Here is a 25,236-nt window from a genome sequence, read left to right on the forward strand (position 1 = left end):
CTCCCCTTTCCCGCCCCGCCTGCCCGGCTCCCTGCCTGCAAGGCTGCCGCTGGTCATCATCGGCGCCGGCCAGGCCGGGCTGTCGCTCAGCGCGCTCCTGCAGGAGAACGGCGTCGAGCATCGCGTGCTGGAGGCCGAAACCGTGGGCGCCAGCTGGCAGCGGCGCTGGGAGTCGTTCCAGACCAACACCGCCAACGCGACGATGGCCCTGCATGGTCATGCCTATTCCGGCGATGACCCGGATGGCTTCATGGGCGCCCCGGAGGTGATCCGGCACCTCCGCGACTATGCCCACGAGCGTTCCCTGCCGATCAACGAGGGATGCGGGGTGCATCGGGTTGGGCCTGGGCCCGGTGGCTACGCCATCCACAGCAGCCAGGGGCTGATCCATGCCCGCGCAGTGGTGGTCGCCACCGGTGAATACCGCCGCGCACGGATGCCCCGGGTCCCGTTCGCGCCCGCGCCAGGCCTGACCGTGCTGCACTCGGGCGACTACCGCAGTGCCCGTCAGCTACCCGATGGCGCCGTGCTGGTCATCGGGGGTGGGCAGTCCGGCGCGCAGATCGCCCAGGACCTGCGCGACAGCGGTCGCAGCGTGCACTGGTCACTGGCCCAGCGGCATTCGCATACCCGCCGGCTGCGCGGCAAGGACTCGATGACCTGGTGGGACATGGCCGGGCGCATCCACCAGCATGTGAGTGAAGCGGCGGGCGTACTTGCCGGGGAACCGGATGCACTGCGCAAGGCCCGCACCGCAGAGTTCCCACTTATTTCCGGCAAGGGAAACGGTGGCCTGGGCAGCTCGATCAGCCTGCTGGCGATGCACCGCGCGGGCATCAGGCTGCTGGGCCGGTTGCAGGGCTTCGATGGAAACGCCGCCCGCTTCGCCGATGTGCGCCCGCAGCTGCGTACCGCGATCGAGGCCACGCAGGCCGAGTACGCCTATCTTGATTCGCTGGCCAGCGCGTACTACGCCACGCGTCCCGAGCCACGCACCGACGATGCCCGCTACATTCCGGAGGAGGTCTATCTGCACTGGGAACCGGACGCATCCCCGCGCGAACTGGATCTGCAGGCGGAAGGCATCCGCTCGGTGGTGCTGGCCACCGGCTTCGTCGCCGAATGGCCCTGGCTCGACGTACCGGGCGCGCTGGATTCACGTGGCTACCCGCTCGGCGACTTCGGTGTTTCACCGCAACCGGGGCTGTTCTTCATCGGCATGCACAACCTGCAGCGGATGAGTTCATCGTTCCTGTGCAACGGCGGTCGCGATGCACGCGACCTGCTGCCTGCCATCCTGCGGCACCTGGGCCGAAGCGGGAGTACCGGCATCGACCCAGGGTAAGGCAGCCGCCGGGCATGACCCGGCGGCACCAGGCCGGCTCAACGGCCGGTCTTCACCTCGGTCCACAGCCGGGTGTAGAGCTTGTCGGTTTCCGGCGTGTTGATCGAGTACGTGAACATCTTCGCGGCCACGTCGGCCGGCGGGTAGATGGTCGGGTCGGTACGGATCGCCTCATCCACCAGCGGGGTCGCGGTCGGCACCGGGTTGGCGTAGTGGATGAAGTTGGTGTTGGCCGCGGCAACCTTCGGCTGCAGCAGGTAATTGATGAAGGCGTAAGCGGCCTCCGGATGCTTGGCGTCCTTCGGGATCGCCAGCATGTCGAACCACTGCGGGGCGCCTTCCTTCGGGATCGAATAGGCCACGTGCACGCCATTGCTGGCTTCCTCGGCGCGGTCGCGGGCCTGGATGATGTCACCCGACCAGCCGACCACCAGGCAGGTGCCGCCATTGGCCAGCGAACCCACGTACTGCGAGGAGTGGAAATTCTGCACGTACGGTCGGATCGACTTCAGCAGGTCGGCCGCCTTCTGCAGCTCGGCCGGGTCACCGCTGTGCGGGTCCAGGCCCAGGTAATGCAGCGCGATCGGGATCATGTCGGCCGGCGTGTCCAGGATGGTCACGCCGCAGTCCTTCATCTTGCTGATGTTCTCCGGCTTGAACACCAGGTCCCAGCTGTTGGCGATGTCGGTGCTGCCACCGAAACGCTGCTTCAGCATCTCCACGTTGTAGCCGATGCCGGTGGTGCCGATCATGTACGGCACGCCGTACTGGTTGCCCGGGTCCTGGGTGGCGATGCGCTTCATCACCGCCGGATCGAGATTGGCCAGGTTCGGGATCTTGCTCTTGTCCAGCGGCAGGAACACACCGGCCTGGATCTGGCGACCGAAGAAGTTCAGGGTCGGCACCACCACGTCGTAGCCGCTGTTGCCGGCCAGCAGCTTGGTCTCGACCATCTCATCGCTGTCGAACACATCGTAGGTCACCTTGATGCCGCTCTCCTTCTCGAAGGTCGGGATGGTGTCCTCGGCGATGTAATCGCTGTAGTTGTAGACGTTCAGGACCTGGCTGTCCTGCGCGCCGCCATTGCCACCGCCACAGGCGGCGAGCATGGCGGAGGCCAGGCCGAGCGTGAGGATACGCAGCTTCATCGGGTGCTCCAGAATGCGGGGAGGGGGGCCGGCGGGGCCGGCGACGGGTGCCAGCCTACCCCCCGGCGGCGGATTTTTCTATTCCGGATGCTCAGACGTTCAGCAGCAGGAACTCGCGCTCCCACGAGCTGATGACACGGAAAAAGGTCTCGTATTCCTTGCGCTTCACCGAGATGTAGGCCCGGCAGAAGCGCTCGCCCAGCAGGGCCTGCAGTTCGCTGCACTGCTCCAGCCCATCCAGCGCTTCGCCCAGCGAGCGCGGCAGGTTGTAGCCCAGCTCCTTGGCGCTGCCGGTCACCGGCGCATCCGGTGCCAACCGCTCGCGGATGCCCAGCAGGCCGCAGGCCAGAGTCGCCGCCATCGCCAGGTAGGGGTTGGCGTCGGAACCGGCGAAGCGGCTCTCCACGCGCATGTTTTCCGGCGTGTCCAGCGGCACGCGCAGGCCACAGGTGCGGTTGTCGAAGCCCCAGTGCACGTTGCTCGGCGAGACTTCGCCGAACACCAGCCGGCGGTAGGAATTCACGTTCGGCGCGAAGAACGCCATCGCCTGCGGCGCGTACTTCTGCAGGCCGCCCAGATAGTGGCCGAACACCGGGCTGAACTCGCCTTCGGTATCGGTATCGCCAGCGAACACATTGCTGCCGTCGCTCACCCGCACCAGGCTCTGGTGGATGTGCATGGCACTGCCCGGCTCGTTCTCCATCGGCTTGGCCAGGAAGGTGGCATACACGCCGTGGCGCATCGCCGCCTCGCGCATGGTGCGCTTGAACAGGAACACCTGGTCGGCCAGGTCCATCGCATCGGCATGGGTGAAGTTGACCTCCAGCTGCGCCGCACCGGATTCGTGGATCAGCGTGTCCACATCCAGCTTCATCGCATCGGCGTAGTCGTACATCAGGTCGAGGATCGGGTCGAATTCGTTGACCGCATCGATCGAGTACGACTGCCGCGCGGTTTCCGGGCGCCCGGAGCGGCCGGCCGGTGGCAGCAGCGGGAAGTCCGGGTCGGTGTTCTTCTGCACCAGGAAGAACTCAAGCTCCGGCGCCACCACCGGCCGCAGGCCCAGCTCGGCGTAGGCCGCCAGCACGCGGCGCAGCACGTTGCGTGGCGCCAGCTCGTGCGGCTCACCGTTCTTGGTGTAACAGTCGTGGATGACCTGCGCGGTGGCGTCGGCCGCCCACGGCACCATGCGCACCGTGTCCGGATCGGGACGCAGCATCATGTCCGAGTCCGACGGCGAGGTCAGCTCGTAGTAGTCATCAGGGAACTCGCCGGTGACGGTGGTGGCGAAAATACCTTCGGGCAGCCGCGTACCGTAATCATGCGAGAACTTGTCGGCGGGAATGATCTTGCCGCGCGCGTTGCCGGTGATGTCCGGGACCAGGCATTCGACCTCGGTGATGCGCCGCTCCTTCAGCCAGCGCAGCAGGCTGCTTTCCTGCGGTGCGGGGGGCGTAGCCGTCTTGCGCGGGCGCGTTCGGGAACTCATCGGGAATCCAGTCGGTTCTGTTGGTGCTGCCGGCAAGCTTGGCCGAACGCACGGAAAATAGCGTGATAGAACGGCGAGTCCATGACACGCCACTCCGGGTGCCACTGTACGCCGAGCACGAAACGATGGCGTGGGCTGCGCGCTGCCTCGACCAGTCCATCATCGGCCCTGGCCTCGACCTGCAGCCCGTGTGCCAGTCGGTCGATGCCCTGCCCGTGAACCGAATTGACCTGTGCGCGGTCACCGCCTTGCCACTGCGCCAGCCAGCCATCCGCCGCCAGGGCGACCGCATGGGCCGGCCCGTACTGCACATCAACCGGCGCCTTCGGGTCTTCACGATGATCCGAAAGACCGGGCGCCGCGTGCACCTGCGGATGCAACGTGCCACCCAGCGCAACGTTCAGCTCCTGCAGGCCGCGGCAGATCGCCAGCACCGGCAGGTCCAGCGCCAGCGCCTCGTGCAGCAGCGCGAACGCGTTGGCGTCACGGGCCGGGTCATGCGGATTGCCCGGCCAGCTGCGACCGCCGTCGTAATGCTGCGGTTCGATGTTGCTGACCGCACCGGTCAACAGCAGGCCATCGAGCCCCTGCAGCCAGTCGCCGGCCGGCAGCGGCGGCTGCACGCTCGGCAACAGTACCGGGGTCACCTCGGCGGCCTCGGCCAGCGCGCGCACGTACTTCTCGCCGGCTACCGCGAAACGGTGATGGCCGAGCACGGTGCTGTCGGTGGGCAGGCCCACCCAGGGCAGGCGGCGCATGGGAAAACTCCTTGGCGTGCCGACACGTTACCCGCCGTCCGGCGAAGGCGGCAAGTCGTCGCCGTCACACCATGGCTGTCACGCATCGGCGAAACTACTCGGGTGAATGCTGATCGTCCTCCCCCGCTCTCCTCCACCGCACTGCGCCCGCGAGGCCTGCGGTGAGTGCCGCGTTCCCGCCCAGCTGGTATGCCGCCAGCCTGCCCGAACCACCCGCGCTGCCCCAGCTGCGGGGCGAGGTTCAGGCCGATGTCGCCGTGCTTGGTGCGGGCTACACCGGCCTGACCGCGGCCCTGGAACTGGCCTCACGTGGCCAGCGCGTGGTGGTGCTGGAGGCGCAGCGGATCGGTTGGGGCGCGTCCGGCCGCAATGGTGGCCAGGCGCTGGTCGGCTACGGCTGCGAGGTGGACGAACTGGAGCGTCAGCTGGGTCGTGATGATGCACGCCACCTGTTCGACTGGTCGCGCGACGCGGTGCAGGCGATGCGCACGCGCATCGATCGCCACCGCATCGACTGCCATTGGGTTGAAGGCCACGCCAGCGTGGCCATCCGTGAACGCCACGAGCGTGACCTGCACGCCAACTGCGAGCACCTGCAACGCCACTACGACTACCCCATGCAGTGGTGGGGCCGTGACGCTCTGCGCGCGCAGCTGGACAGCCCGCGCTACCGCGCCGCGATGTTCGACCCGCTCAGCGCACACCTGCACCCGCTGGCGTATGCACGTGGTCTGGCCGATGCAGCGCGCGCGGCAGGTGTGGTCATCCACGAGGATTCGCCCGTCGTGCGCATCCAGCGCGGGCCACGGCCGAGCCTGCACACTGCCCAGGGCAGCGTGCGCGCCATGCATCTGGTGGTGGCCGGCAATGCCTGGCTGCAGGGCCTGCTGCCCGAGCTGGAACGGCGGATCATGCCGGTGGGCACCTATATCGGTGCCAGTGAGCCACTGGGCGCAGAACGTGCCCGCGCCCTGATCGGCAACAACATGGCCGTGGCCGACACCGCCTGGGCACTGGACTACTTCCGCCTCAGCCACGACCACCGCCTGCTGTTCGGCGGCCGCGCCAGCTACTCGGCACTACCCCCGCCCGGCCTGCGCGGGGTGATGCAGCGACGCATGCACGACGTCTTCCCGCAGCTGGCCGACGTGGTGCTGGACCAGGTCTGGGGTGGCTACGTGGACATCACCCGCAACCGCGCCCCGCACTGGGGCCGGCTGGACGGCAACCTGTACTTCGCGCAGGGATTCTCCGGCCATGGGGTGGCCGCCGCCGGACTGGCCGGCGAGGTGATCGCCGCCGCCATCGCCGGCCAGAGCGAGCGTCTGGACGTGTTCCAGCGCCTGCGGCATGCGCCCTTCCCCGGCGGCCGGCTGCTGCGCACGCCCCTGCTGGTGGCGGCGATGTCGTGGTACAAGCTGCGGGATGCGTTGTGGTAGCGGGGCCCTCCCCAGCCACATAATCGGCGCAGGAGCTGGGGAGCACGTGGATGCAGTGGTGGAAAGACGGCCTGCTGGTGAGGATACGGGTCAGCCCCGAAGGGCTGGCGCTGGCGCTGCTCTATGCCCTCGCCTGCTGGAGTGCGCGCAAGCTGTCACTGGACCAGTTCTTCCTGCCTGCCGGCGTGCGGGTGGCCGCGCTGTTGCTGTGCCCGCCCCGTCTTTGGCCCTACCTGCTGATGGGTGAATACGCCTACTTCGCGCATCTGCGCATCCCCCTGATCAGCAAATACAACCTGACCTGGGTAATCCTGGCCTCGGTGTTCCTGATGCCTGCCGTGATGCTGATCGTGCGCCTGCACCGGAAGCTGCTGGCACGCACCACGATCGTCGGCGTGATCTCCATTGCGGTATGCGCCGCGACGGTCATCAGTCTGCTCAACCTGGGAATCTCGTACCTGCTCTGGGAGCCGTTGCAGAACGCGTCATTCATCACCAACGTATTGCGCTATGCGCTGGGCGACTTCACCGGCATCCTGATCCTGGCACCCCTGGCATTGCTGTGGATCCGCCGCGCCGAGGAAAAATGGACAACCGGGTCTGTCGCGGCCACGGTCGCAGCACTCGGCGCCATGCTGGTCATTGGCCTGCAGGCGACGCCGGTACCGGCCTCGATCACGGCCCCCGGCTCGCTGCAGCTGCTGTTGATCCTGCCTATTCCCGCGATCGCCCTGACCTGCCTGCTGGGATGGCGCGGTGCGGCCATCGGTGTCGCCGCCGTTAACATGATTCTTGGCCTCAGCACCCCCGCCGACCATCCGACGGCATTCGACCCGGCTACCTTCGCTACCCAGCAGGCCATGGCCATCGCCAGCATCGCCCTGCTGTTGCTGGGCGCTCGCATCACCCACTTCCAGAACCAGCACCGGCTGCGCGAGGAAGATGGCAGAGCGGCCCTGCAGCTTGCGCGGAACTCACACCTGGCCAGCGAGATGGACCTGCGTGAGCGCGCGGCCCATCTGCGCCAGCTGGGCGATGGCATGGACCTGTCGCTGAACGAAATGGTGAACTGGCTGCATGCGCAGGGTCATCACGCCGTGGCCGACAGCCTGCGGCATACCTCGGAGGTGCATTCGCGCCTGTTCCGGGCCCAGGCCAGCATGATCTATCCCGCCGCCCTGGAACAGCTGGGCCTGTACGTGGCGTTGCAGGCTGGCGGGGTGCGCGAGGCATGGAATGCTACGCATCGCATCGGCCAGCCGAGGTTGAAGGGTGACCCCTGCGCACTCGGGGTCGGCCTGCAGCTTGCTGCCTATCGACTCGTGGTCGATGCGGTCTCGCTTCTATTGAAGTGCGAGTGTGGACAGATCTCGGTCAGTATCCGCTGCGGAAGCTCCTTCCGGAAGCGTGGTGCCTTCATCTGCGTGGCTCTTCTGGACCGCCACGCATCACTGGGAAGCCGTGCAAAGGCGCTGGCAAACGAGCAGCTGCTGGGCCGAGTGCTCGCACACGCTGGCTACATGGACCTGAGTGGCAACAGGCTCAGGATGGTGTTGACCGAAGCACGGGACGCTCCCCGCCAGGCAGGCGCTGCTGAAGCCTTGAGGGAAAGCACACGCTCCATGGACGCTGGCGCCCCCCGGGCCGCGATCTGACTATCCCGGTGAAAGGAGCTGCAGATCATTGCGCGAAAGTGATCTTTGGTCGGCGCCGAACCCACCCCGTCAGGATCTGGCGCCGGCGTGCAATTGCGCCCCCCTGCTTCCATCGATACTGTCATCCAATGGCGCGTCATGGCGCGTTCAAGCAACCCGCACGGCCGCTGCCATGTCACGAGCAAGGGAGGCTCGGGTTTGGACCGATTCAAGAAGGCAGTTGAACTGAGCTTCCGTATCCGGCCAGCCGGCATCGCACTCGCGGCCGTCTATGCACTGAGCTGCCTCGGCTCGCGTCAGCTCTCGCTGGATCAGTTCTTCCTGCCGGCGGGCATCCGCGCAGCGGCACTGCTGATCGTCCCGACCCGCCTGTGGCCCTACCTGCTGCTGGGCGAGTACGCGTACTTTGCAACGCTGCGCATCCCCATGATCGACACCTATGGCCTGGATTGGGTCATCCTGGCTTCGACGCTGCTGATGCCGATGGCGATGCTGGTGGTCTACCTGCATCGGATGAGAATGCCGTCCGAAGCAGCCACCGGTCTGTGGCTGCTGTCGCTGTCGTTCTGCACAGCGTTGTTCGTGCCGGGCCTCAACCTGGGCATTTCATATGTCCTATGGTCGAACCCACCACCCAGCAACCTGCTGGACGCGGTCGACCGGACGATCTTTGGCCACTTCGCCGCCATCATCACCCTGGTACCGTTGGCATTCCTCTGGTCGCAGCGGCAGGCCGACCCCGGTTGGACAGACCGTTTCGTCGCCCCTACCGCCTCGGCGATCCTGGTGATGCTGGTGCTGGGCCTGTGCATGCAATTGACACGCGCCGACGCCCACACGACGCGGACACACATGGTGCTGCTGGCCGCCCTGCCCGCCATCGCCCTGACCTTCATGCACGGGTGGCGCGGCGCAGCCATCGCGATTCCGTTGTTGAACCTCCCCCTGCACGGCGCAACGCCCAGCACTGGCCTGCCTTCCTCGTTCGACCTGGGCACGTTCGCCACCCAACAGAACATGGCGGTGATGAGTGTCGCACTGCTGGCACTCGGTTCCAGCATCAGCTATCACCATCAGCGCGCCCGGTCCCGCGGCCTGGCCGAGGCAACCACGCTGCGCCTGGCACGCGGCTCGCTTCAGACCAGCGAGCGTGAGCTGCGTGAACGGGCCGTCCACCTGAAGCACCTGGGCGAGGGCATGGACAATTCGCTCAGCGAGATGGTCAGCTGGCTGAAGTCCCAAGGCCACCATGCGGTCGCAAACAGCCTGCAGCACGCGTCGTCGGTACATTCACGGCTGTTTCGCGAACAGGCCAGCCTGGTCTATCCCACCGGACTGGAGCAGGTCGGGCTCTACATCGCGCTGCAAGCCGGCGGTGCATGCGAAATCTGGAACAACACGCATCGCGTCATTCCACCCAGGCTGGCGGGCAATCCCTGCCTGCTGACCGTGGATCTGCAACTGGCCATCTATCGCTCGCTGATCGAGGCGGTTTCACTTCTGCTGGAACTGGAAACCGGGCAGGTCTGCGTGCGCGCCCGAAGCGGTCGGGCAGGCAAGCATCGCGGCATTGTTGCCGTGGTGAGCCTGCTCGACCGTGGTCGCCCGCTTTCCACGCGTACCACCCAACAGGCCGTCGAGCGCCTGGCCGGACGGATGCTTGCCTACGGCGGAACGGTCCACTGCCGCGGCAATCGGCTGCGGCTGGTCCTGCATGAACCGATCACCCACGCGTCGCCAGCGGCGGCCTGACGCGGAATCTGGCCCGGCGCGCAACGTTCGCCGCTAAAGTTACACTCGAAACCGCCGTTATCCGTGCCGAGCCCCTCCCTCGTGAGCCACCGCATCATGCCCGTCCTGCCGCAGGCCGCCGTCGATGGCGACCTGGCCGATCCGCTGCCGCAGCGGATCCTGCTGGTCGAAAACTCCCGCGCCTTCACCGGCATGCTGCGCGAGGCCATCGAGCAGCGCCTGGAACTGCCGGTGGTGATCGCCTCCACCCTGGCCGAGGCCGACCGCCTGCTGAGCGAAGGTGGCGGCTGGTTCCTGGTACTGACCGGGCTGGTCCTGGCCGATGGCGACCGCGACGCGGTGGTCGAGTTCTTCCTCAAGCGCGACCTGCCCACCGTGGTGGTCAGCGGCGTCTACGACGAGGACCTGCGCAAGCGCGTGCTGCAGCAGCAGATCATCGACTACGTGCTGAAGAACACTCCCGGCAGCATCGATTACCTGGTGTGGCTGGTGCAGCGACTGGAGCGCAACCGGCGCATCGCCGCGCTGGTGGTGGACGACTCACCGTCCGCGCGCGGTTACGCCGCAGCCTTGCTGCGCATGTACGGCCATGAGGTGCACGAAGCGGCCGATGGCAACGAAGGCCTGGCCGCGATCGAGGCGTATCCGGCGATCCGCCTCGCCGTGGTCGACCAGGAAATGCCGGGCATGCAGGGCGTGGAGTTCACCCGCCGCCTGCGCACCCTGCGCTCGCGCGACAAGGTGGCGGTGATCGGCATCTCCGGCAATACCGATGCATCGTTGATTCCGCGCTTCCTGAAGAACGGCGCCAACGATTTCCTGCGCAAGCCGTTCTCGCGCGAGGAATTCTTCTGCCGGGTCTCGCAGAATGTGGACCAACTGGAGCTGATCGGCACCCTGCAGGACCTGGCCACCCGCGATTTCCTCACCGGCCTGCCCAACCGCCGCTGCTTCCTGGAGCAGAGCCAGCGCCAGCTGCCGCAGCTGCAGCTGCACGGCCAGTGCGTGGCGGTGGCGATGATCGACATCGACCACTTCAAGCACATCAATGACACCCATGGCCACGAAGCCGGCGACGATGCGCTTCGCGCGGTGGCCGGCGCGGTGGCCACGCATGCACGCAGCCACGACCTGATCGCGCGCTTCGGCGGCGAGGAATTCTGCCTGCTGGTGCCGGACATGGAGCAGGACGAGGCGCTGCTGTACTTCGAGGAGCTGCGCCAGCGCATCGCCGCGCTGGAGGTGGACATCGGCACCGCCACGCTGCGCATGACGGTCAGCATCGGGCTGTGCTGCCTGCGCCCGCAGCGCGATGCACTGCACCGGCTGATCTCCGAAGCCGACCGCCAGCTGTACCTGGCCAAGGCCGGTGGCCGCAACCGGGTCAGCTGCACCACGGTCGCCAGCCCGCTGCGCCCACGCGAGCCGGCGCTGCCCTGACCGGTACGCTTTGATCCAGATCAACGCCGCCCGCGCCGGGCGGCTCTACAGTCGGCCCCGACATACGCATGAAGGGGAGCCGGGGATGGCACTACTGGTCTGGCAGGACGATCTGAACATCGGCATCGATGTGATCGACCAACAACACCGCCGCATCATCGAAATGCTCAACCACCTGCACGTGGCCCAGGCCAGCATGCAGCGTGCCGCAGTGGGTGAAGTGATCGACGAGGTGGTGGACTACACCATGTCGCACTTCGCGTTCGAGGAAGAGCTGATGGAGGAAGCGGGCTACCCGTTCTGTGCCGCGCACAAACGCGTGCATGAGGTCTTCATCAAGCGTGTCTCGGAGTACCGCATGCGCTTCCAGGCCGGCGAAGACATCAGTGACGAGCTGCGCACCATGCTCTCGCGCTGGCTGTTCAACCACATCCGTGGCGACGACCAGGCCTATGCCGAACAGGTCAAGGCGCACCTGAACCAGTTCGCCCGCGAACACCAGGGCGGCGGCTGGCTGGGTCGCACGCTCAAGCGCTTCTTTGGTTGAGCCGCAGCGCGCGCCGGTGCAGTGCCACCAGCGCGCACAGGGTGGCCACCGCGGTCAGGCACAGGTAATAACCCACCGCAACCAGGCCGAAGCGCTCGGCCAGCCAGGTGGCCAGGTACGGCGCCGGTGCCGCACCAAGGATGCCGGCCAGGTTGAATGACAGCGAAGCACCGGTGTAGCGCACTTCCACCGGGTAGATCTCGGCCAGGAAGGTGCCGCAGGGGCCGTAGGTCAGCCCCATCAGGAACAGGCCCAGGCACAGGAAGGCGGTGACCAGCCACGGGCTGTGCGGCTGGAACAACGGTGCGAACAGTACGCCGAAGCCGACGATCAGTACGCTGGCGACAATCATCGTGCGCCGCGTGCCCCAACGGTCGCCATAGCGCGCCGACAGCGGGATGCCCAGCGCGAAGAACAGCATGCCGGCCATCTGCATCAGCAGGAACTGCTCGCGGCTGTAGCCCAGCACCGCGGTGCCATGACCAAGGCTGAACACCGTCATCAGGTAGAACAGCACGAAGGTGGCGAAGGCGCCCAGCGTGCCGAGCAGCATCGGTACCGGGTGGTCACGCAGTACCGTCCACATCGGCAACCGCACCGGCGCCTTGCGCTCCAGCGCCTTCTTGAAGTCCGGCGTCTCGTGGATGTTCAGGCGCACCCACAGGCCAAGGCCGACCAGCAGTGCGCTGGCCACGAACGGAATGCGCCAGCCCCACTGCAGGAAGTCGTTCTGGCTCAGGCAGCGGCCGAGCACGAGGAAGATGCCGGCCGACAGCAGGAAGCCGAGCGGTGCGCCCAGCTGCGGGAACATGCCGTACCAGGCGCGCTTGCCCGGCGGCGCATTCTCGGTGGCCAGCAGCACCGCCCCACCCCACTCGCCGCCCAACCCCAGGCCCTGGCCGAAACGGCACAGCGCCAGCAGCGCCGGCGCCCACAGCCCGATCTGTGCATGGGTCGGCAGCAGGCCGATCAGCACCGTGGACAGGCCCATGGTCAGCAGCGCGGCGACGAGGGTGGCCTTGCGACCGATGCGGTCGCCGAAATGGCCGAACACCGCCGAGCCGACCGGACGCGCGATGAACGCCACCGCGAAGGTCGCCAGTGACTGCAGCAGGGCCGCCTGCTCACTGCTGTCCGGAAAGAACAGGTGCGGGAACACCAGCACGGCGGCCGTGGCGTAGATATAGAAATCGAAGAATTCGATGGTGGTGCCGATCAGGCTGGCCAGCAGGACACGACGGGGGGAATTCACGGGCGGCGCGGCAGCAGTGATCGTCGACATCGGCAACACGGGTAACGGCGGATCGCCCGATTCTGCCACGGGCCGATGGCCGCACGGGACGATGGTTTCAGCCGACACCGATGCCAACGGAATTTTTCCGGCCGCCGGCTAGGCTGCGCCACCGGTCCCTGCATGGATGCCTTGCCCATGGCTGCAGTTGCGTTGTCATGCTCCGATTCGCCGAAGCTGCCGCGGATGGCGGCGTGGCTGGTGGTACTGCTGGTGCATGGCGGGCTCGCTCTGTGGCTGCTGGACAGCGGCCGGATCGAACTGCGCAGCGGTGAGGGCCCGCGGATCTCGCTGCATTGGCTGCCACCGGAACCGCCGGCGCCGGTACCTCAACAGCCCGCCTTGCCCTCCGCAAAGATGACGCGTCCGGCCGCATCGATGATGCCCCGCCCTGCTCCGGTTGCACAGGCAGAGAGCGCCCTGCCTGCCCCGGGGAACGTGGCTGCAGTGGCGCCACTGATCCTGAGCCTGCCTGCGGGCAGCATCGACGGTGGTGACGGCATCAGCGCAGCTGGCGTGGCGCCGCGCCTGATCGGTCGGCGCGAGGTCCATCCTGCGTTCGGGCCTCGCCGCAATTACTTCCGGATCCGTCGGCAGATGAGCCCCGAGCAGATCGTGCATGGCGTGGCGCAACTGCTGGGGCTTTGGCCGCCGGGATACATCGTCGACCCGTGCGAACTGGGTAAACAGGACATGGACTATTTCCAGAACGCGGTCGAAGAAGCCGACCGCGACATGCTGCGTGCGGCAGTGCTGCAGGTGAGTGCCCGCTGCCGGTAGCTCGACGGCTGTCTGCTTTCTGTAGAGTCGAGCAAGGCTCGACTGCTCTTCGCGAGAAGCAGTCGAGCAGGGCTCGACGCTACAAAGAACGAACAGCGGTCAAGCAGCCACGTCGTTACAGCTGGATCCAGGTGGCCTTGATCTCGCTGTACTTGTCGAACGCATGCAGTGACTTGTCGCGCCCATTGCCGGACTGCTTGTAGCCACCGAACGGTGCGGTCATGTCGCCACCATCCCAGCCGTTCACCCACACGCTGCCGGCGCGCAGCTGGCGTGCGACACGATGGGCGCGGCCGAGGTCGCGTGTCCACAGGCCCGCCGCCAACCCATAGCGGCTGTCATTGGCCACGCGCACTGCCTCCGCTTCATCCTCGAAACCAAGTACCGCCAGCACCGGGCCGAACACCTCCTCGCGTGCCAACGCGTGGTCCGGACGCACCTGGTCGAACACCGTGGGCTGCACATAGCAGCCGCCGGCCTCCACCTCGGCCCGATGGCCGCCGAGCAGCAGGCGGGCGCCCTCGCCTTCGGCCCGTGCGATATCGGCCAGCACCTTGTCCACGTGCTCGGCATCGACCAGCGCGCCCATCGGTGCATCGGCCTCCAGTGGATGCTGCGGCTGCATATGCTGGCCGTAGGCAATCACCTGGTGCACGAAGTCCTCACGGATCGAGCGCTGCACCAGCAGCCGCGAGCCGGCGGTGCAGACTTCGCCCTGGTTGAAGAAGATGCCCTGCGCCACGGCCTTGGCCGCTGCGTCCAGGTCCGGTGCGTCGGCGAACACCAGGTGCGGGCTTTTGCCACCGCATTCCAGCCAGACCCGCTTGAGGTTGGACCGTCCCGCATGCCCCAGCAGCTTCGCGCCGGTGGCGGTGGAACCGGTGAAGGCCAGCACGTCCACATCCATGTGCAGCGCCAACGGTTCACCGACGCGCGTACCGTGGCCTGGCAATACGTTCAGCACGCCGTCCGGCAGGCCCGCCTCAGCGGCCAGCGCGGTCAATCGCAACGCACTCAAGGGCGACCGCTCGGAAGGCTTGAGCACCACCGAATTGCCCATGGCCAGCGCAGGCGCGATCTTCCAGCAGGCCATCAGCAACGGAAAGTTCCATGGCACGATCGCTGCGACCACGCCGGCTGGCTCGCGCGTGACCAGGCCCAGCTCGTGTGGGCCAGTCGGTGCGACTTCGCCGTACAGCTTGTCCACCGCTTCGGCGGTCCAGCGCAGGCAGCGCACCACGCCGGGCAGGTCGATACGGCGTGCGTCGCGCACCGGCTTGCCCATGTCCAGGGTTTCCAGCAGGGCCAACTCATCAGCGTGCTTTTCCACCAATGCCGCCAAGGCCAGCAACACCCGCTTGCGATGGGCCGGGCTGGCCTCTGACCAGTGGCCCGCATCGAAGGCACGCCGCGCCGACCGCACTGCGCGCTCCACGTCCTCTGCATCGCAGTCGGCGACCACCCCCAGCACGCGCCCATCAATCGGGCTGATGCAGTCGAAGCGCGCGCCGCTGGCAGCGTCGGTGTAACGACCATCAATGAAGGCCTGTGCGGGTATCGAAAGCTGCTGGGCCAGCACCTGCCAGTGGCTGCGGTCGGGAAAGTCGGCCATGTCGGGCTCCTCGGAACAGTTTCCCCGGTTATACCGGCGCGGCCGCGACTCCGCCGTGACGTGGCTGCGCTACATTTCCCCCATCGGACCCGATGGAGCTGGCATGAAGCGTTCCGCGAGCGACCAGCACGATCTGGCTACCCAACGCCCGGAGTCATTGGAGGCGTACTGGATGCCGTTCACCGCCAACCGCCAGTTCAAGGCCGCGCCGCGTTTGCTGGTGCGTGCCGAGGGCATGCACTACGAGGATGTCGACGGCCGCCAGATCCTCGATGGCACCGCCGGCCTCTGGTGCTGCAACGCGGGCCATGCCCGCCCACGCATCGTCGAGGCCATCGTCGAGCAGGCACGCACGCTCGACTACTCGCCGGCCTTCCAGATGGGCTCACCGCCGGCCTTCGCGCTGGCGCAGCGACTGGCCGCATTGGCGCCGACGCCACTGAACCATGTGTTCTTCACCAGCTCCGGCTCGGAGGCGGTGGATACCGCGATGAAGATCGTGCTGGCCTACCACCGCCAGCGTGGCGAGGGCCAGCGCACGCGTTTCATCAGCCGCGAGAAGGCCTACCACGGCGTGGGCTTCGGCGGCATGGCGCTGGGCGGCTTGCCCAACAACCGCAGGGCGTTCGGCCTGCAGCTGGGCGGCGTGGACTACCTGCGCCACACCCTGGACCTGCAGCGCAATGCGTTCAGCAAAGGCCTGCCGCGCCAGGGCGCCGAGCTGGCCGATGACCTGGAACGACTGATCGCACTGCATGATGCCTCAACCATCGCGGCGGTCTTCGTCGAACCCATTGCCGGTTCCGCCGGGGTGATTCTGCCGGCGCCGGGCTACCTGCAGCGCCTGCGCGAGCTGTGCGACCACCACGGCATCCTGCTGGTGTTCGATGAGGTCATCACCGGTTTCGGCAGGGTCGGCATGCCATTCGCCGCACAGCGCTTCGGGGTCACCCCCGACCTGCTGACCTTCGCCAAGGCGGTCAGCAACGGCGCAGTGCCGCTGGGCGGCGTGCTGGCCAGCGACGCGGTGCATGCAACCCTGATGCAGGCACCGCCACAGGCCATCGAGCTGTTCCATGGCTATACCTGTTCGGGGCATCCGCTGGCCTGCGCGGCCGCACTGGCCACGCTGGAGGTCTACGCCGAGGAGCGCCTTTTCGAGCGCGCCATCGAGCTGGGCGAGTACTGGCAGGAACGGCTGCATGCGCTGCAGGGCCTCCCCAACGTGATCGACATCCGCAACTTCGGCCTGGTCGGCGCGGTCGAGCTGGCGCCTCGCCGCGATGCGCCGGGCAGCCGGGGCTACGAGGTCTATCGGCGCTGCTTCCACGACGGCGGGCTGCTGGTGCGCTGTACCGGTGACATCATCGCGCTGTCGCCCCCGCTGATCGTGGACAAGGCGCAGATCGACCAGATCACCGGCACGCTGGGCGAGATGATCCGGGCCACTGCCTGAGCCCTGGCCGGCGGCGGCGAGCGGGTACAATGGGCGGTTCCGCTCCTGCTCGCTGCCGTGCCCATGGATATCGTCGTCAAAGAAGAACTCAAGGCCTATATCGACCCGCTGACTGCGGACGAACATGACGCGCTGGAGCGCAGCATCCTGGCCGAGGGCTGTCGTGACGCGCTGGTCCTGTGGGGCAACGTACTGGTCGACGGCCACAACCGCTTCGGCATCTGCCAGAAGCATGGCCTGCCCTTCAACACCGTACAGAACACCCGCTTCCAGAGCATGGAAGACGTGCACCTGTGGATGATCGAGCAGCACCTGGGCCGTCGCAGCGTGTCCGACTTCCAGCGCGGCGTGCTGGCGCTGCGCAAGCGCGACATCCTGGCCGCCCGCAAGCAGATCGAGCAGGCGCAGCTGCAGCGCGAGAGCGATGGCACTGCCGACGCCACCGATGAGGCCGGTGAAGACAGCCCGCCGTGGGAGCCGGCGCCGAAGATCAGCCGCGCCGAGCTGGCCCGCGAAGCCAAGCTGAGCACCAGCCAGGTTGGCATGATCGAGCGCATCCACGCCCAGGCCGCGGCCGAGGTGGTGGAAGCGGTCAAGGCCGGCGTGATCTCGATCAGCGCCGCCGCCGCCGTGGCTGACCTGCCGGAAGAAGAGCAGCGCGCCGCCGCCGCCGGTGGCAAGGACGAGCTGAAGCAGGCCGCCAAGCGCGTGCGCGAGTCCAAGCGCAAGCCGCGTGCGCCGAAGCCGGAAGCAGCCGAGATGGATTTCGAGGAGGCAGATGAGGACGAGATCGCCAGCCGCGATGCCGAGGTGCTGTCGGCGCTGGAGCAGCTGGGCGAGGACGCACCAGCGCTGCGCCGTCGGGTGGTCGCGCTGACCCGCGAGAACGACACCCTGCGCGCGCAACTGGCCGCGCTGCGCAAGCAACTGGAAGCGCTCTGAACCAAGGGGTAGTGCCGGTTAGACTTCCGGCATGACGTCTGCCAACGACCCGCGCCGCGCTCAGCTGCGGCGCCTGAAAGCCCTCGCGCTGGGCCTGCTGCTGTTGATGCTGGCCGGTTTCGCGGTCAGCCACTGGCAGGGCGAGCGCGGCATCTGGGCCTGGGTTTCGGCGTTCTGCGAGGCCGCAGCCGTGGGCGCACTGGCCGATTGGTTCGCCGTGGTCGCGCTGTTCCGGCGGCCGATGGGCCTGCCGATCCCGCACACCGCGATCATCCCGCGCAGCAAGGAACGCATCGGCGACAGCCTTGCGCTGTTCGTGCGCGACCAGTTCCTGGAGCCGGGCGTGCTGCTGGCCAAGCTGCAGGTGTTCGATCCGGCCAGCCGCCTCGGCAGCTGGCTGGCCGACCCGGCACGCTCGCGCATGCTGGCCGACATGGCCCGCGGCTGGGCGCTGCAGGCACTGGATTTCTTCGACGAAACCGCCGTGCGCCGGCAGCTGCACGGCTTCGTTGTGCAGCAGTTGCGGCAGTGGAATGCCGCTGCCACTGCCGGTGAGCTGCTGGCCCTGCTGACCGCCGATGGTCGCCATCAACGCGTGCTGGACGAAGGCCTGCAGCGGCTGGGCCGCTGGCTCGAGCAGCCCGAGGTGAAAGAACGCGCCTCGCAGCTGATCGTGCGTTACATCCAGCGCGAATGGCCGACGCTCTCGAGCACGGTGAACTGGGTCAAGCCGATTGACGAGATCGGTGACAGCCTGGCCGAGCGCCTGGCGCGGGCGGTGCTGGAAGAACTGCAGCAGGTGCTGGCCGAGCCGCAGCATCCGCTGCGCCAGGATTACGAGAGCTGGCTGCAGAACTACGTGCAGCGCCTGCGCGAGGACCCGGCCCTGGCCGAACGCATCGAACAGCTCAAGCAGGAAATGATCGACCACCCGGCCTTGCAGGACTACGTGCAGGGGCTGTGGGCGCGCATCCATGCCAGCCTGCGCGCCGATCTGCAGCGTGAGGATTCGGCGCTGGTCGGCCACGTGCAGCGCAGCCTGGCCTCGCTGGGTAGCAGCCTGCAGGCCGACCCGGCCCTGCGCGATGCGCTGAACCAGCATCTGCTGGAGGGCGCCCAGCGCCTGACCGGCCGCCTGCGCGAGGGCGTGACCACGCATATCGCGCAGACCGTGAAGAGCTGGGACGAACGTCACCTGGTCGAGCAGCTGGAACTGAGCGTGGGTCGCGACCTGCAGTTCATCCGCTTCAACGGCACCCTGGTGGGTGGCCTGATCGGCCTGCTGCTGCACGCGGCGACCGTGGTGTTCAGGTTCTAGGCCCAGCTGCGCCATCAGGATCGTCACGCTTGATTCATAAAATGCGAATGCCTATCATTTACTGATCGGTTGTGCGCTTAGCCAAAGGGTACGGAGACGTGCCCATCGCCCGTGTACATCCCCGACCTCTGGGCCGCCCGTCCGCGCGGGCCGTGCCTCGTCGGTGGGACACGCTGGGCAACATGCGCAGGGCGCAAGGGGCCGCGGACGCGTTCCATCCCTTCTCCAACCTGCAGGACCTCCGTGGACCGCTCGCCCGCAACCGCCAGCCCCCGCACCTACTTCTCCAACCCGCGCTGGGGCGTGCTGTCACGCTCGTTGGCTGCAATCTTCGGCGGCTACGCGCTGGCCTCGGTGACCAGCGTGTTCTGCGCGGTGGCCCTGCCCGGTGCGCGCGGCCAGGCCGTGCTGACCGGCATGCTGCTGGCGATTCTGGTGGCCGCCTGCGCAGCGCTGTGGGCCTTCGCCACCCGCAGCGCGCTGCGTGCGTGGGTCGGCATTCTCGCTCCCACCCTGCTGATGGCGGCCATCGCGCGCATGCTGGGGGCCTGGGCATGAAGAACGGGTTCCGCCAGTCAATGGCTTGGCTGCACACCTGGACCGGGCTGCTGGTCGGCTGGTTGCTGCTGCTGATTTTCATGGCCGGCACGGCCAGCTACTACCGCGAGGAAATCAGCCGCTGGATGCGCCCGGAACTGCCGTCCAGCAACGTCAGCATCGACGTCGCCGCGCAACGCGCGGTGGACTACCTGCAGGCCAACGCCGCGCAGGCCGAGAACTGGTTCGTCACCTTGCCGCAGCCGCGCAACCCGGCCATGCAGATGTTCTGGCGGTTGCCGCCGGAACTGGCCGACCCCAGCCGTGGCCGCCGCGGTGGCTTCGGCGATGCCACGCTTGATCCCAACACCGGACAGGCATTGAAGGCGCGCGAGACCCGCGGCGGCGACTTCTTCTACCGCCTGCACTTCGACCTGCACTACATCCCGGTGCTGTGGGCGCGCTACCTGGTTGGCTTCTGCGCGATGTTCATGCTGGTGGCGATCATCACCGGCGTCATCACCCACAAGAAAATCTTCAAGGACTTCTTCACCTTCCGCAAGGACAAGGGCCTGCGCTCCTGGCTCGATTTCCACAACGTCAGCGCAGTGATGGCCCTGCCCTACCACGCGATGATCACCTACACCGGCATCGTCACCCTGATGGTCATGTACCTGCCCTGGGGCGTGAAAGTCGCCTACCCACAGGACGAGGACCAGTTCTTCTTCGAGGCCTTCGGTGGCATGCCGGAGGTGACCGCACCGGCCGAAGGCCGCGCGACCCCGCTGCCGATCGCACAGCTGCTGGACAGCGCACGCGCGCATTGGCACGGCGTGGAAGTGGCCGGCTTCACCGTGTCCAACCCGGGTGCGGCCAATGCGGTGATCGACATCCGCCAGCGCGACGGCAAGCGCCTGTCCACCGACACCCCGGCCGTGCGCTACGACATGGTCAGCGGTGCGCTGCTGGAAGAGACGCCACCGTCGGGCGGAGCTACCGCGACCCGTGGCGTGCTGTATGGCCTGCACCTGGCCCGCTTCGCCGACTGGGGCCTGCGTGCACTGTTCTTCCTGTCCGGCCTGGTCGGCTGCCTGATGGTCGCCAGCGGTGTGGTGCTGTGGGCGGTGAAGGAACGCCCGAAGCATGCCAAGAGCGGCCGCACCGGCTTCGGCCTGCGCCTGGTCGATGCGCTGAACATCGGCACCGTGGCCGGCCTGCCGATTGCCTTTGCCGCCTACTTCTGGGGCAACCGCCTGCTGCCACTGGACATCGCCGAGCGCGCGAGTGCGGAAGCCAACGTGTTCTTCTATGCCTGGGGCGCGGCCCTGCTGGCCGCCTTCATCTGGCCCAAGCGGATGATGTGGGCGTGGCAGCTGTACCTGGGCGCAGCCGCGTTCGCACTGGTGCCGGTGGTCAATGCCCTGACCACGCACGCGCATCTGGGCATCACCCTGCGCAGTGGTGACTGGGTGTTGGCTGGCGTCGATCTGTCGATGATCGCCTTCGGTGCGATGCTGGCGTTGTGCGGCTGGCGCATGCAGCGCTGGACGCCACCGCTGAGTGCGGCCGAGAAGAAGAAGCGTGCGGCCGCTGCGGCTGCGCCGAAGGCATCGGTGAACACTGCAGAAGCGGCCGAAGCGGAGGCCAGCGCATGATGCTGCTGGCGCTGACCCTGTCGTTCTCTGCGTTTACTGCGCTGTCGCTGGCGATGGAAAAGCACCAGCACGATCTGCACGGCAAGGCTGCAGCCCCCCCGGCACGGCGCACGCAGTGGCGGGTACTGGGCTGGGCACTGCTGGCGGTAGCGTTCGCACTGTGCGTGGCCGACCACGGCTGGGCGATCGGCCCGGTGCTGTGGCTGGGCACGATGACTGTAGGCGGCGTGGCGCTGTCGTTCGGGTTGTATCCGTACCGACCGAAATGGATCGCACCGCTGGCGGTCGCGCTGCCCGTGGCCGGGCTACTGGTGGCGTTGCTGTAACCGGGCCACCGGGGTCGGATCCCTTTCGCGAAGCGCAAGGGCTCTGACCCCTGGTACGTAGATCCAGATGGGGTCAGAGCCCCTGCGCTTCGCGCAGGGGATCCGACCCCGGGCGTCGTGTTACCCCAACCGCTTCAGCTCCCACGCGCGATGGATGCGCGCGTTGCGTTCGAAGTCCGGGCCGATGGTGCGCGCGGTGATCTCGCGGCACTGGGCAAATTCGGCAATGGCGTTTTCTTCCAGCTTGAAGCGGCGGAAGTTGTTCGAGAAGTACAGCACGCCCCCCGGGGCCAGCCGCGCCACCGCCGCACGCAGCAGCTTCAGCTGTTCGCGCTGCACGTCGAAGTCATCGGCGCGTGCGGAGTTGGAGAAGGTCGGCGGGTCACAGAAGATCACGTCGTACTGGCCACGGTCACCTTCCAGCCAGGCCATCGCATCGGCCTGCACCAGAAGGTGCTGGTTGCCGCCCTGCCCGTTCAACGCCAGGTTGTCGTAGCACCACTGCAGGTAAGTGGCCGACAGGTCGACGCTGGTGGTGCTGGCGGCACCAGCCACGGCGGCCTGCACGCTGGCCACGCCGGTGTAGCAGAACAGGTTGAGGAAACGCTTGCCACGCACCTGCTCGGCCATCATCCGGCGCAGCGGGCGATGGTCGAGGAACAGGCCGGTATCGAGGTAGTCGAACAGGTTCACCTGCAGCAGTGCGTTGTTCTCGCGCACCACGATGAATTCATCTCGCTGCTCGAAGCGGCCGTACTTGCTGCCGCCCTTGCCGCGCTCGCGCGACTTCATCGAGACCTGTTCCGGCGACACGCCGAACACTTCGCGCGCGGCAGCCAGCAGCTCGTTGCGGCGGCGGCGCACGTCGTTCTCCGGAATCGCGGCCGGTGCGGCGTATTCCTGCACGTGCAGGAAGGTACGGCGCTTGCCGCCGTCTTCCTCGTACACGTCGATGGCGGCCGCGTACTCCGGCAGGTCAGCGTCATAGGCGCGGAAGCAGGTGATGTCTTCGCGGGCACGCCAGCTCTTGAACTTCTTCAGGTTCTTGCGCAGGCGGTTGGCCACCATCTGCGCGCCTTCGCTCAGCTCGCGTGGCTGTGCCGGATCACGGCCCGGCACGGCGATCGGGTCGCAGACGATCAGCGCACATTCCAGCGCACCATTGAACATCTGGTACTTCTTGCCCGCGCGCAGGCCGGTGGCGAAGGCCAGTTCGTCGTTGCCGCACAGCAGGCTGGCGCGCCACTGCGGCACCGCCTTCTGCAGGGCATTGCCCAATGCGCGGTACAGCGCCGGATCCGCAGCCAGGCGCTCGTCGTAGGGCGGGTTGCAGACCACCGCACCGATCTCCTGTTCGGGCGCGGCCAGGTCGGCCACATCGGCACGGGTGAAACGGATCGCGTGGGCGACGCCCGCGACCTCGGCATTCTCGCGTGCCGCCTGGATCGCGGTCGGGTCGATGTCGCTGCCGTGGATGACCGGCTTCAGCGCGGCCAGGCCGGCGGCCTCGCGATCGCGCGCTTCGCTCTGGATAGTCTTCCAGGCCGACTTGTCGAAGCCCAGCCAACGGCTCGGCGGCAGGCTGCCGTGGCGCATCAGGCCCGGGGCGACGTCGGCGGCCATCAGCGCGCCTTCGATCAGCAGCGTGCCGCTGCCGCACATCGGGTCCAGCAGGCCGCCACCGGCGGCGTGCAGGCGCGGCCACTGCGCGCGCAGCAGCAGCGCGGCGGCCAGGTTCTCCTTCAGCGGTGCCTCGTGGGCAGCACCGCGCCAGCCACGGCGGTGCAGCGGGCCACCGCCGAGGTCGATCGACAGCGAGGCGCGGCCCTTGCGCAGCGACAGGTTGACGCGCACATCAGGCAGGTCGGTGTTGACCGAGGGACGCTCCAGGCCTTCATCGCGCATGCGATCGACGATGGCGTCCTTGATCCGCTGCGCGGCGAAGCGGGCATGGGTGATCTTGTCGCCGGACACGTGTGCGTCCACCGCCAGGGTCATCTCCGGCTTGATGTGCTCGTGCCACGGCAGCGCACGCACGCCGTCATACAGGGCCTGCTCGTCCGGGCACTCGAACTCGTCGATCGGCCACAGCACGCGGCTGGCCAGGCGCGACCACATCACGATCCGCAGCGCCTGCTCCAGTTCGCCCTCGGCGTTGACGCCGGCAATGGTGGCAGTGGCCTTGCCAAGGCCCAGGGCCGACAGTTCATCGGCAAGCAGGTATTCCAGGCCCTTGGCGCAGGAGACGAAGAATTTCACGGGATCGGTTCGCAGGTGGTCGGGCGCGGCACAGGGGCCGGGCCGGTCGGAAAGGAGGGCCGTAGGCACGGCCGGCAGGCCCGCGCCAGGGGCGGCGGGGCTGCCATTGTAGTCAATGCGGGCGGGCGCGCCGTGCGCCCGGGCTTCACAGTTGCCGCAACAGGCGCTCGAAGGCCTGCGCGGAGGCCTCCACGTGGCGTTCCAGGCGGTGGCCGTCGTCGACCAGCAGCAGCTGCGCCGAACGCGCCTGCGCCCAGGCGATGACCCCGGCGGCCGGGACCACATCGTCATGCCAGGCCTGCACCACGGTGGTCGGCACGGCGGCGGCATCCAGCGCCGGCATTGGGCCCATGGTGGTGGGCGGCACCATCAGGAACAGGCCGGCCACCGGCACCTGCAGCGAGGCGATGGCGGAGATGTAGGCGCCCAGGCTGGAGCCGGCCAGCACCACCGGCCCCTGCCGGGCAGCGATGGCGGCGCGCTCGACCAGGCGGCGCAGGCGGGTCGGCACGTCGCCCACCCGGCTGACCTCGCTCATCGCGTCCAGGTCGGTGTAGTCGGGGCGCTCGTGGGTCCAGCCCAGGCGCTGTGCCACCTCGGCCAGCGCGGTGACCTTGGTCGCCTCCGGGCCGCTCTCGAAGCCGTGGGACAGGATGCAGTGGCCGCGGCTCATGCGTGCGCTCCGCACGAACGGGCCGACAAGGAAAGGGAAGGCAGGTTCATGCCGCAATGCTAGCATCGCCGGATGCCCAACCCGCTCCTGCCCGGCCTGCAGCTGCAGCCCCTGCCCTACGAAGACCGCCTGCCACTGCGCGACCCGGCCACGCTGGAGATGGTGGTGATCCACTGCACCGAGCTGCCCGACCTGGCGACGGCCCGCGAGTACGGCGAGCGTGTGCTGTACGACAGTGGTGCCGGCAACAGCGGGCATTTCTACATCGACCGCGATGGCAGCGTGGTGCAGTACGTGGCACCGGAACGGGTGGCCCACCACGTGCGCGGCATGAACGCGCATACGCTGGGCATCGAGCTGGTCAATACCGGGCGCTACCCGCACTGGTTCGACAGCCGTCACCAGGCGATGGGCGAGGCCTACACCGAGGCGCAGCTGGAAGCGCTGGAGCGGCTGCTGCTGGCGCTGGTGGCACGCTATCCGTCGCTGCAACGGATTGCCGGGCATGACCAGCTGGATCGGGAGCAGGTGCCGGCCAGCGATGATCCGACGCTGATGGTGGCGCGCAAACGTGATCCGGGGCCGTTGTTCCCGTGGGCGCGGGTGCTGGCGAAGGTGCCGCTGCAGCCGGTTGGGTAAGCGGCAGGGCTGCGCCCTGCACCCGCAGAAGCAACGTCAACGTCAACGTCAACATCAAGAGCTGGCATTCCGGGGGATGGCGGGGTGGGTCCGGTTGCGGGGGACGCTGCAAGTCCCCCTCCGGGGCCCGGCCCAGCCGCTGGCGGCTGTGCGTTCGGGCGCTTGCGAAGCAGTG

General features: G+C 67.6%; 21 protein-coding genes. 14 read left to right on the plus strand and 7 right to left on the minus strand.

The window, feature by feature from the left end:
• Positions 1-1,345: NAD(P)-binding domain-containing protein (locus O0K41_RS17650; protein WP_204338654.1), on the plus strand; the 1,345-nt coding region annotated here is incomplete at its 5' end.
• Positions 1,346-1,383: 38 nt separating this feature from the next.
• Here the strand turns inward: O0K41_RS17650 and O0K41_RS17655 are convergent.
• The 3 genes from O0K41_RS17655 to O0K41_RS17665 all read right to left on the minus strand — a co-directional run bounded on the left by O0K41_RS17655 (position 1,384) and on the right by O0K41_RS17665 (position 4,740).
• On the minus strand, positions 1,384-2,493 hold the full coding sequence (locus O0K41_RS17655) for a polyamine ABC transporter substrate-binding protein (RefSeq protein ID WP_005408819.1): 1,110 nt from the start codon (positions 2,491-2,493) through the stop codon (positions 1,384-1,386).
• Positions 2,494-2,584: 91 nt separating this feature from the next.
• On the minus strand, positions 2,585-3,982 hold the full coding sequence (locus O0K41_RS17660; RefSeq protein WP_049402723.1) for a glutamine synthetase family protein: 1,398 nt from the start codon (positions 3,980-3,982) through the stop codon (positions 2,585-2,587).
• Positions 3,979-4,740: a gamma-glutamyl-gamma-aminobutyrate hydrolase family protein gene (locus O0K41_RS17665; protein WP_033834726.1), complete on the minus strand. Its 762-nt coding sequence runs from the start codon at positions 4,738-4,740 to the stop codon at positions 3,979-3,981. The genes O0K41_RS17660 and O0K41_RS17665 overlap by 4 nt, the downstream gene beginning before the upstream one ends.
• A 161-nt stretch (positions 4,741-4,901) precedes the next feature.
• Between O0K41_RS17665 and O0K41_RS17670 the strand changes: the two genes are divergently transcribed.
• From O0K41_RS17670 to O0K41_RS17690, 5 genes are all read left to right on the plus strand, one after another.
• A complete protein-coding gene (locus tag O0K41_RS17670; protein WP_164223090.1) occupies positions 4,902-6,179 on the plus strand; it encodes an FAD-binding oxidoreductase in 1,278 nt (425 codons plus the stop codon).
• A 50-nt stretch (positions 6,180-6,229) separates the two neighbouring features.
• On the plus strand, positions 6,230-7,834 hold the full coding sequence (locus O0K41_RS17675; RefSeq protein ID WP_164223087.1) for an MASE1 domain-containing protein: 1,605 nt from the start codon (positions 6,230-6,232) through the stop codon (positions 7,832-7,834).
• A 198-nt stretch (positions 7,835-8,032) separates the two neighbouring features.
• Positions 8,033-9,586, plus strand: a complete 1,554-nt coding sequence (locus O0K41_RS17680) for an MASE1 domain-containing protein (RefSeq protein ID WP_088436325.1) — start codon at positions 8,033-8,035, stop codon at positions 9,584-9,586.
• A gap of 96 nt (positions 9,587-9,682) precedes the next feature.
• Complete coding sequence (locus O0K41_RS17685; protein ID WP_088436324.1) at positions 9,683-11,026, plus strand: diguanylate cyclase; 1,344 nt, start codon at positions 9,683-9,685, stop codon at positions 11,024-11,026.
• 85 nt (positions 11,027-11,111) lie between these two features.
• A complete protein-coding gene (locus tag O0K41_RS17690; protein ID WP_004151683.1) occupies positions 11,112-11,573 on the plus strand; it encodes a bacteriohemerythrin in 462 nt (153 codons plus the stop codon).
• Here O0K41_RS17690 and O0K41_RS17695 read toward each other — a convergent pair.
• Positions 11,554-12,846: an MFS transporter gene (locus tag O0K41_RS17695; protein WP_174842179.1), complete on the minus strand. Its 1,293-nt coding sequence runs from the start codon at positions 12,844-12,846 to the stop codon at positions 11,554-11,556. The genes O0K41_RS17690 and O0K41_RS17695 overlap by 20 nt on opposite strands.
• A 156-nt stretch (positions 12,847-13,002) precedes the next feature.
• Here O0K41_RS17695 and O0K41_RS17700 point away from each other — a divergent pair, with 156 nt between their 5' ends.
• Positions 13,003-13,644 carry a hypothetical protein gene (locus tag O0K41_RS17700; RefSeq protein ID WP_049451323.1) on the plus strand — a complete coding sequence of 214 codons (642 nt, stop codon included), beginning with the start codon at positions 13,003-13,005 and terminating at the stop codon, positions 13,642-13,644.
• A 115-nt stretch (positions 13,645-13,759) separates the two neighbouring features.
• Here the strand turns inward: O0K41_RS17700 and O0K41_RS17705 are convergent, their stop codons facing one another.
• A complete protein-coding gene (locus tag O0K41_RS17705) occupies positions 13,760-15,256 on the minus strand; it encodes an aldehyde dehydrogenase (RefSeq protein ID WP_164223084.1) in 1,497 nt (498 codons plus the stop codon).
• Between the two features lie 103 nt (positions 15,257-15,359).
• Between O0K41_RS17705 and O0K41_RS17710 the strand changes: the two genes are divergently transcribed.
• The 6 genes from O0K41_RS17710 to O0K41_RS17735 all read left to right on the plus strand — a co-directional run bounded on the left by O0K41_RS17710 (position 15,360) and on the right by O0K41_RS17735 (position 21,490).
• On the plus strand, positions 15,360-16,712 hold the full coding sequence (locus O0K41_RS17710) for an aspartate aminotransferase family protein (RefSeq protein WP_308304544.1): 1,353 nt from the start codon (positions 15,360-15,362) through the stop codon (positions 16,710-16,712).
• Positions 16,713-16,775: 63 nt separating this feature from the next.
• On the plus strand, positions 16,776-17,654 hold the full coding sequence (locus O0K41_RS17715) for a hypothetical protein (protein ID WP_062607534.1): 879 nt from the start codon (positions 16,776-16,778) through the stop codon (positions 17,652-17,654).
• A 31-nt stretch (positions 17,655-17,685) separates the two neighbouring features.
• The gene (locus O0K41_RS17720) at positions 17,686-18,972 is read left to right on the plus strand and encodes a DUF445 family protein (protein WP_123958381.1); all 1,287 of its coding nucleotides are present in this window, start codon (positions 17,686-17,688) and stop codon (positions 18,970-18,972) included.
• Between the two features lie 243 nt (positions 18,973-19,215).
• On the plus strand, positions 19,216-19,530 hold the full coding sequence (locus O0K41_RS17725) for a DUF3649 domain-containing protein (RefSeq protein ID WP_123958380.1): 315 nt from the start codon (positions 19,216-19,218) through the stop codon (positions 19,528-19,530).
• Positions 19,527-21,164 carry a PepSY-associated TM helix domain-containing protein gene (locus tag O0K41_RS17730; protein WP_149500892.1) on the plus strand — a complete coding sequence of 546 codons (1,638 nt, stop codon included), beginning with the start codon at positions 19,527-19,529 and terminating at the stop codon, positions 21,162-21,164. The genes O0K41_RS17725 and O0K41_RS17730 overlap by 4 nt, the downstream gene beginning before the upstream one ends.
• Positions 21,161-21,490 (plus strand): DUF3325 domain-containing protein, encoded by a 330-nt coding sequence (locus O0K41_RS17735; RefSeq protein ID WP_049451318.1) that lies wholly within the window; start codon positions 21,161-21,163, stop codon positions 21,488-21,490. The genes O0K41_RS17730 and O0K41_RS17735 overlap by 4 nt, the downstream gene beginning before the upstream one ends.
• Positions 21,491-21,610: 120 nt before the next feature.
• Here the strand turns inward: O0K41_RS17735 and rlmKL are convergent, their stop codons facing one another.
• Positions 21,611-23,749: a bifunctional 23S rRNA (guanine(2069)-N(7))-methyltransferase RlmK/23S rRNA (guanine(2445)-N(2))-methyltransferase RlmL gene (gene rlmKL, locus O0K41_RS17740; RefSeq protein WP_164223081.1), complete on the minus strand. Its 2,139-nt coding sequence runs from the start codon at positions 23,747-23,749 to the stop codon at positions 21,611-21,613.
• Between the two features lie 145 nt (positions 23,750-23,894).
• The gene (locus tag O0K41_RS17745) at positions 23,895-24,422 is read right to left on the minus strand and encodes an alpha/beta hydrolase (RefSeq protein WP_024958728.1); all 528 of its coding nucleotides are present in this window, start codon (positions 24,420-24,422) and stop codon (positions 23,895-23,897) included.
• 72 nt (positions 24,423-24,494) lie between these two features.
• On the opposite strand from O0K41_RS17745, the gene O0K41_RS17750 reads away from it, so the two are divergent.
• Positions 24,495-25,061, plus strand: coding sequence for an N-acetylmuramoyl-L-alanine amidase (locus O0K41_RS17750; protein WP_149500891.1), 567 nt, complete (start codon positions 24,495-24,497; stop codon positions 25,059-25,061).
• Positions 25,062-25,236: the final 175 nt, after the last annotated feature.

The sequence above is a fragment of the Stenotrophomonas sp. Sm2128 genome (assembly GCF_030985535.1).
Classification (GTDB): Bacteria; Pseudomonadota; Gammaproteobacteria; order Xanthomonadales; family Xanthomonadaceae; genus Stenotrophomonas; species Stenotrophomonas maltophilia.